This is a genomic window from Actinomycetospora sp., assembly GCF_055612215.1.
In genome coordinates, this window is record NZ_JBVPVA010000827.1 from 1 (window position 1) to 7,431 (window position 7,431).

The 7,431-nt window shown below is 74.0% G+C and carries 11 protein-coding genes; 2 read left to right on the plus strand and 9 right to left on the minus strand.

Annotated features, from left to right (window positions below):
- Positions 1-76 precede the first annotated feature (76 nt).
- From AC0CYZ_RS22520 to AC0CYZ_RS22530, 3 genes are all read right to left on the minus strand, one after another.
- A complete protein-coding gene (locus AC0CYZ_RS22520; RefSeq protein WP_472219453.1) occupies positions 77-418 on the minus strand; it encodes a hypothetical protein in 342 nt (113 codons plus the stop codon).
- 50 nt (positions 419-468) lie between these two features.
- Positions 469-975, minus strand: coding sequence for a nuclear transport factor 2 family protein (locus AC0CYZ_RS22525; protein WP_472219454.1), 507 nt, complete (start codon positions 973-975; stop codon positions 469-471).
- A gap of 269 nt (positions 976-1,244) precedes the next feature.
- Entirely contained in the window at positions 1,245-2,459 is a 1,215-nt protein-coding gene (locus AC0CYZ_RS22530) for a cytochrome P450 (RefSeq protein ID WP_472219456.1), read from the minus strand.
- A gap of 116 nt (positions 2,460-2,575) precedes the next feature.
- Here AC0CYZ_RS22530 and AC0CYZ_RS22535 point away from each other — a divergent pair, with 116 nt between their 5' ends.
- Positions 2,576-3,277, plus strand: coding sequence for a TetR/AcrR family transcriptional regulator (locus AC0CYZ_RS22535; protein ID WP_472219458.1), 702 nt, complete (start codon positions 2,576-2,578; stop codon positions 3,275-3,277).
- On the opposite strand, the gene AC0CYZ_RS22540 is transcribed toward AC0CYZ_RS22535, so the two are convergent.
- From AC0CYZ_RS22540 to AC0CYZ_RS22555, 4 genes are all read right to left on the minus strand, one after another.
- Positions 3,241-3,795, minus strand: a complete 555-nt coding sequence (locus AC0CYZ_RS22540; RefSeq protein WP_472219460.1) for an ANTAR domain-containing protein — start codon at positions 3,793-3,795, stop codon at positions 3,241-3,243. The two genes, AC0CYZ_RS22535 and AC0CYZ_RS22540, sit on opposite strands and share 37 nt — an antisense overlap.
- A 66-nt stretch (positions 3,796-3,861) precedes the next feature.
- Entirely contained in the window at positions 3,862-4,611 is a 750-nt protein-coding gene (locus tag AC0CYZ_RS22545; RefSeq protein WP_472219462.1) for a GAF and ANTAR domain-containing protein, read from the minus strand.
- Between the two features lie 145 nt (positions 4,612-4,756).
- Positions 4,757-5,101, minus strand: a complete 345-nt coding sequence (locus AC0CYZ_RS22550; protein WP_472219464.1) for a VOC family protein — start codon at positions 5,099-5,101, stop codon at positions 4,757-4,759.
- A 49-nt stretch (positions 5,102-5,150) separates the two neighbouring features.
- Positions 5,151-5,633, minus strand: a complete 483-nt coding sequence (locus tag AC0CYZ_RS22555) for a hypothetical protein (protein ID WP_472219466.1) — start codon at positions 5,631-5,633, stop codon at positions 5,151-5,153.
- Positions 5,634-5,808: 175 nt separating this feature from the next.
- Between AC0CYZ_RS22555 and AC0CYZ_RS22560 the strand changes: the two genes are divergently transcribed.
- On the plus strand, positions 5,809-6,429 hold the full coding sequence (locus AC0CYZ_RS22560) for a dihydrofolate reductase family protein (protein ID WP_472219468.1): 621 nt from the start codon (positions 5,809-5,811) through the stop codon (positions 6,427-6,429).
- On the opposite strand, the gene AC0CYZ_RS22565 is transcribed toward AC0CYZ_RS22560, so the two are convergent.
- Positions 6,430-6,738, minus strand: coding sequence for a putative quinol monooxygenase (locus AC0CYZ_RS22565; RefSeq protein ID WP_472219470.1), 309 nt, complete (start codon positions 6,736-6,738; stop codon positions 6,430-6,432).
- A gap of 218 nt (positions 6,739-6,956) precedes the next feature.
- Positions 6,957-7,431 (minus strand): PucR family transcriptional regulator (locus AC0CYZ_RS22570; protein ID WP_472219472.1); only part of this gene is annotated, 475 nt, incomplete at its 5' end.

The window sequence follows — 7,431 nt, forward strand, 5'->3', positions numbered from 1 at the left end:
CGGCTGAACATGCGCCTGATGAACGGCGGGGACGACGCCGGGGAGCTCGAGTCGCTGCTCGCGACCCTCGACGAGCTCAGCGAGCGTTGGGAGCAGGTCGCGGACGAGGACGCGGTGTGACCGCGGGACCGGCGGCGCCGGCCCCGTCGGGCTCCGGGGGCGCCACGGTCCCCCCGGGTGTCTCCGGCTCCGGGGACCGGCCCTCCAGGCGCTGCGCGCGCATGAGCAGTAGCCCGATCCCGAGCATGAGGGTCACCGCGATCAGCAGGACCGCCACCACGAACGGCAGCCACCCGTCGCTCACGAGTGCGAACACCAGGACGTAGACCGAGGCGAGCACGCCGATCGGGAACCCGAGCCGGAACAGGAACCGGTTGCGGTCGGTGTCCGGCGGCGGCCAGGTCGGCATCCCGAGCATGGGTGGAAGGTACGCGCCCGCCCCGACGGGGGTTCCGGGCGTCCTCCCGGTCAGGCCCCCCGGGAGGCCTCGTCGAGCGCCGGGCCGACCCGCCGTCGCGGCAGTGCGCCGGGGTCGACGCCGAGCTGGTCGGCCAGTCCCAGGAGATCCCACACCAGCCGGGCGTGGCTGACCAGCGAGCGCCGGACGACGACGACGGTGAGCAGGTCCACCTCGACCGCGCGGCCCGTGGCGGCGATGCCGGGCAGCAGCCATCCCATCTCGCGGTCGTGGGTGAACGACACGCTCGCCTCGTCCACCACCCGCCAGCGGTCGCCGGTGCGGGAGTGGCGGCGCACGGTGAGGTCGGCGGGCAGGCCGGGAGCGACACGGTCGGCGACGAAGCGCCGGACCGGCTCGGCGCCGGACGCACCGGTCCCCACCGGGTGGACGTCGAGCGTCGCGTCCCGGGACAGCAGCGCGTGGGCGGCGTCCGCGTCGCCCCGCAGGACGGCGGCGAGGAACGCGTCACGGACGCGTTCCACCTCGACCATGAGGTCCTGCACGGCCTTGGTCACGTCGCCCACCCTGCGCGCCGCCGGCGAACCCGGCAAGACGGTGGCGGCTGGAGCGGGATCACCGGACGCGGCGGTGGCGGCTGGAGCGCTGCGAGGAACGAGCAGCGACACAGCGTCCGCCACCTTGCCGCGAGAGCACAGCGGAGACGGCCCCGGTGCCGCTGTTGGCTCAACGGAGACCGAGGCCGCCCCGATCGGCGGCACTCGGCCCCCGATGCGGCGGTGATGCCCGATCGGCGGCGTCCCCGAAACGGGACCGGGCCGGTCCGTCACCAGGTGACGGGCAGCGCCGTCACCCCGCCGGTGAGGTGCTGGGTGCGCACCTCGATGTCGTCGAGCCCCGTCGCCAGGCGGAGGCCCGGCAGGCGCGTCGCGAGCGTCCGGAACACGGTGCGCAGCTCGGTGCGGGCGAGGCTCGCCCCGATGCAGAAGTGCCCGCCGTGGCCGAACCCGACGTGGGCGCGCTCCTCGCGGTCGGGGTCGAAAGCCTCGGCGTCGGCGAAGGCCGCCGGGTCCCGGTTGGCGGCGTTGATCGACAGGATGACGGCGTCGCCCTCGCGGATCGTCACCCCGCCCACCTCGACGTCGGTGTGCGCGTAGCGCAGCAGCCCGAGGTCGCCGGGCGCACCGAGGCGCATGATCTCCTCGACGTGGGCGTCGGTGCGGCCCGCGGGGTCGGCGGCCAGGTCCTCCCAGCGCTCGCGGCGGGTGAGCAGCAGGAGCGCGCCCAGCCCGATCCGGTTCACCGTCGTCTCGTGACCGGCGAAGAGCAGCCCGACCGAGAGCCGGATCATCTCGCCGTAGTCGTAGGTCTCGTCCTGCGCCTGGGCGCGCACGAGGTCGGAGATGACGTCCTCGCGGGGCTCCGCGCGCGTGCGCTCGGCCAGCCCCGCCATGTAGCGCCCGAACTCGGCCCGGGCGCCCTCGGCGTCGACCTCGCCCGAGTAGGTCGCCATGCGGTCGGACAGGTCGCGGAAGTGGTCGGCGTCCCCGGGCGGCACGCCGAGCAGCCGGCAGATGACGGCGACGGGCAGCGGCACGGCGAGGCGGGTGTGCAGGTCGGCGACCCCGTCCGGCGAGGCCTCCTTCGCCGCGACCAGGTCGTCGACGTAGCCGTCGACGAGCGCCTGGACGTCCTCGCCCATCTGACGCATGCGCTTGGCGGAGAAGGCCGGGGTGAGCAGCCGGCGCATGCGGGTGTGGTCGGCCTCCTCGGTCTCGAAGTCGCCGGACGGGCCCTCCTGCACGGCGCCGTGGGTGATGCGCGCGGCCCGCTCGGGGTGCGGGTGCGAGCGGCCGAGGCGGGGGTCCCCGAGGAGGTCGCGCACCTCGGCGTACCGCGTGACGAGCCAGGCGGCGTCGCCGGCGGGAGTGGTCACCGCGGCCACGGGAGCCTCGCGACGCAGCACCTCGTAGAGCGGCGCGAGCTCGAGGACGTTCGGCCGGGTGAAGGGCAGCACGGGACGTTCGGGCGCGACGGTCATGAGTGCTCCTCACGGTGATGACGGCGTCACCGACGGTACGTCTTCGTGGCAGTCACTGCCACGAATGTGGCCGCTAGGGTGTCGCGAACCCGTCAGCACCGGACGGAGGGGACGTCGTGGCCGTCGAGCAGGCCGAGGACGGCGGCGTGCGCCGCGGCCGCCCGCCGGAGTCCGACGCGCAGCGCGCCCGTCGCCGTCTCGCGATCTCGCGCCACGCGGTACGGCTGTTCCGGGAGCAGGGCGTCGCGGAGACGACGGGCGAGCAGATCGCGCGCGCCGCCGGCGTCTCCGAGCGGACCCTGTGGCGGCTCTTCCGGGCCAAGGAGGCCTGCGTCGAGCCGGTCCTGACGATCGCCCTGGACGACTTCGTCGCGGTGCTGCGCAGCTGGCCCGCCCACCTCGAGCTCGACGAACACCTGCGCGCCGCCTACGGCGTGGAGCTCGGAGCCTCGCTCGACGACGCGGAGGCCGTCCTGGCCGTCGTGCGCCTGACCCGGCACGAGCCGGGGCTGCGCGCAGTGTGGCTCGTCCTGCACGAGCGGGCGGAGCCGATCATCGCCGGCGCGCTGGCCGCCCGCCTGGGACGGCCGGTCGACGACCTCGACGTCCGGCTGCGCGCCGCCGCCGTCAACGCCGCCCTGCGCGTCCTGACCGACGACCTCGCCTGGACCGTCGACGGCGGCGCCGTCACTGCGGCGGCACTGGGGCACCACCGCGACCGCCTCGCCGGGACGCTGCGCACCCTGACCCGCCTCCCGGACCGGGACGACGGTGCGGGTCCTCAGCCCTCCTCGACGACGCGGGCGGCGACGTCGTAGGTCGACGTCCCGGCGTCGCGGGCCCGTTCGAGGATCAGGGCGTAGGCGGCGTCGACGCCGCACCCGTGCCGGGTCATGAGAATCTCGGCGGCGGTCCCGATGACGGAGCGCTGCACCGACGGGTCGACGACGGTGGACGACCCCTCCGGGTTGACCGCGAGAGCGGCGCTGCCCCGGACGTAGGGCGTCGGGGACGCGGCGGGCGGGCCGGCCGCGCCACCGGGCCGCGGTGCCGGGGCGGGTCGGTCGCGGACGGCGCCGACCAGCCGGCCGCAGTGCAGGTCGATCGCCGAGGACAGCTCGCGGACCATGCCGACGACGGCAGGATCGTCCCCGACGACGCGCGCCACCGCGCCCGCCAGGTGCTGTCCGGCCCGGGCGAGCTCGTCGAGCATCTCGAGCCGCCAGGCCACCTCGTGCGTCCCGGGTGGTCGCAGGACGTGCCCGTACCGCTCCAGGCTCCCGAGGGCACGTGTCGCCTGTTCGGCGATCGCCAGACCCGAATCGTCCAACGACATGGCGTGCAAGTTACTAGAGCGCCGTCGAATTGGACACATTTGGACGACACCGTCCCGCTCGACCGATCAGGGCAGAGCGTCCTCCGAGGCGGGCGCCGGCCTCGCCCGGCTCTGGGCGACGCTCTCGGTGAGCCACATCGCCACGGCGGTCAGCTTCAGGTTGGTCTCCTGCGAGGACTTGACGAGCATCTGGAACGCGCCCTCGTCGTCGACCCCGAACCGCTCCCGCAGGATGCCCTTGGCCTGCCCGATGAGGTCCCGGCTGTCGACGGCCCGCTGCAGCTGGGCCGCGGTGTCCGCGCCGTAGAGCAGCATCGAGGCCTGGATCCCGAACAGCCCCGCCAGTGTCCGGGCGTCGTCGTCGAACGCGTGCGGGGTGGCCGAGTAGAGGTTCAGCGCCGCGTGGGTGCCGCCGTCGACCGAGAGCTGGGTCGACATCAGCCCGCGGTAGCCCGCCTCGACCGCGCGGGGCGCGAAGTCCGGCCACCGCTGCGCGTCCTCGCCGGCGAGGTCGTCCGCGACGACGGTGCCGCTGCGCGGCGGGTCCTCGAGCGCGGTGATGCAGGGACCCTGGTGCAGCTCGCTCTGGACCTCGTCGAGCTTCCTGATGGTCTCGGTGGTGGGGTGGCGCGTCTCGATCTTGCCGCCCTCGGTCACCGAGATGCTGCCGGCGTCGACCGCGGAGATCGTGGCGACGGCGGAGGCGACGATCTGCTCGAGCGTCTGCTCCAGGTCGCGGATGCTGCGGCGCTGGGCGAGGTCACGGGCGGCGCTGCGCAGGGCGACGACGAGCTCGTCGTGGGCTCCGAGGTCCATGGGGCGGCTCCCCGGTCGGGTCGGGCGCGGTCGTGGGTCCCCGAACGCGGCCGGCTGGTCGATCGCAGGCGGGCACGCTACCGCGATCCCACCCGGCGACACACCGCACGACGTGGGCGCCGGCCGAGCGCTCCGGGCGCGTCGGTCACGCCAGTTCGTTCAGGCACACGACGTGGCCGTCGGCGTCCCGGACCACCGCCATCTCCTCCCCCCACGGCTGCCGCGCGGGCGGGTCGATGACCGAGCCACCGGCCGCGGTCCAGGCGTCCACGACCGCACCCAGTCCGTGCACGCCGAAGCTGACCGCGACCGCGGCGTCGCCGCGGTCGACCCCCCGCTGGTGGAGCATCAGTTCGATCCCGTCGTCGGTGTGCAGCACGGCCATCTCGCCGTGGCGTGCGCGGACCCCGCAGCCCAGGACGCCGCCGTAGAGGGCCAGCGCCCGGTCGAGATCCGCCACCGACACGATCACGCGGTGCAGCGTCGTCACTCTCGTGGACGGTAGCCGTGGTGGCCCTCGGCGGACGACCCCGACGCTCTCACCACATCAGTGGGGGCGGGACGTTCCGCTCGACCTCCCGGATCAGGGTCCGGCGACTCCGGTCGGTCGTGAGCTCGTCGAGCACCGTGCGTGCGGCGGTGTCGGCGGGCCCGGTGAAGAGGGTGATCAGGAGCGCCCGCAGCGCCGCGGAGAGGACCTGCGGTTCGGCCCGGTCCCCGCAGGCGAAATCGGGCACCGTCCGTCTCAGCCGCACGATCGCCTCGGCCGCTTCGGGCGTGAGTTCGCTTCCCCGCCGGGTGCCGCTGCACCGGCTCGTCCGCCGGCCGCTGAGCTCGGTGACCACCGACTGGACGTGCCGCAGTTCGATGCCGAGGCTCAGGAAGGTCCGCCGGACCAGCGGATCGGTCATGGTCGCGATCAGCAGGTGCTCGGTGCCCACCACTTCCGACCCGAGCCGTTGCGCTTCCTGGACGGCCCCGAGGCGCAGCGCCAGGTCCTGACCGCTGAGGCTGTCGGTCACGGGCGCTCCTCTCCCCGCAGATCGACCGTGAGGCAGAGGCGGAGCGGGGCGTGGGCGTCCGGTCCGCAGCGCTGACCGTACTCCTGGCGAGCACCCCCCGACGCCTCTCGAGACCGGGCCGGGACCCTGCTACGGTGCGCCGACCGATTGCAACTCGCAACCACTGGACGCGCCGATGACGGACACCACGTGCCACATGTCGATCTCGCTCGACGGCTTCGTCGCCGGGCCGGAGCAGAGCCGCGACGACCCGCTCGGGAAGCGGGGCGTCGAGCTGCACGGGTGGCACATCGGGGACCCGCGGGCGAACGAGGCCGACGAGATCGCGACCGGGTGGCTCATGCGCCCCCGCGGGGCCTACGTCATGGGCCGGAACATGTTCGGGCCGGTCCGCGGCGAGTGGGACGAGGACTGGCGCGGCTGGTGGGGTCCCGAACCGCCCTACCACGCGCCGGTCTTCGTGCTCACCCATCACGCCCACGCACCGATCGAGATGGCGGGCGGCACGACGTTCCACTTCGTCACCGAGGGCTTCGACGCCGCCTACGCGCAGGCGTCGGCGACCGCCGGGGACGAGGGAGTCGACATCGCCGGAGGCGCCTCCGTCGTCCGGCAGGCCCTGAACGCCGGCGTGGTCGACGAGCTCACCCTCGACATCGCGCCCGTCCTGCTCGGTGCGGGCGAGCGCATGTTCGACGGCGTCGACTCCTTCGACTTCGAGCCCGTCGAGGTGCTCCACTCCCCGCTCACCACGCACATCCGCTACCGCAAGGTCGACCGGGTCGGCGATCGGTGATCAGATCGGTGGCTTCTCCGCGATGACGTCCACCGGCTCGATGGTCGGCTGGGCGAACAGGACCCCGGTGTTCTCGGCGAGCGCCTGGGCGACCTGGCCGGAGAGGTGGGTCTGGCGGCCGGAGTCGTCCCGGAACGCGTCGTAGATGCCGAACGAGGACGGGCCGAAGCGCAGCGCGAACCAACGCACGGTTCCTGGTTCCTGCTCGACCAGGGTCAGCCCGTGCTGCAGGAAGTCCTCGACGTCCCTCTCCCGGCCCGGAAGGGCCTCGATGCGGACCAGCAGTCCGGCGGTCACGGGTTCGGCCATGCTCTGTCTCCTCCTCGTGGGTGTCCGGTCGACGGATTCGGTGCTGGTCGCCACCGGGGTCGGTGGGCGACCGGCGTCGGCCCGGGATGACGGTGCCGGGGAGCACCGCGGCCGCCCAGGTCGGACGTGATCTGCTGTCCCGACGGGCCGATGCCGGCTCGTCAGCTTCACCCCGCCAGGCCGATCCGGCTCACGGCACAGCAGCCGTCCGCCTCTGCTCACGGTGCCGGACAGGACGCCATGGGCAGGACGGGCGGGTCGGCCACGACGGCCGCGCGCACGGCGATGTGAAGGTTCAGCCTGGTGTCGGCGTGCGCGAGGTCGTGCCCCGAGAGCTCCTTGATCCGTTGCAGGCGGTACCGCAGCGTGGAGCGGTGGATGTGGAGCGCGGCCGCGGTGTCGTCGTAGTTGCCGCCCTGGTCGAGGTAGACCCCGAGGGTGTGGACCAGGTCGGCCTGCCGGTCCGCGTCGTAGGCGAGCAGGCTGCCGAGCCAGTCCTCGACGAAGGCACTCGCCTCGCGGCGCCCCTCCGGGGTGCCGAGCAGCCGGTACAGGCCGAGGTTCTCGAAGGCGACCAGCCCCGGCGGGTCGGCCCGGCGCAGACGAACGGTGAGGGCCTGCACGGCCTCGCGGTAGGAGCGAGGGAGGTGTTCGGGGTGCTCCACGTAGCCGCCGACCCCGATGGCGGGGGCG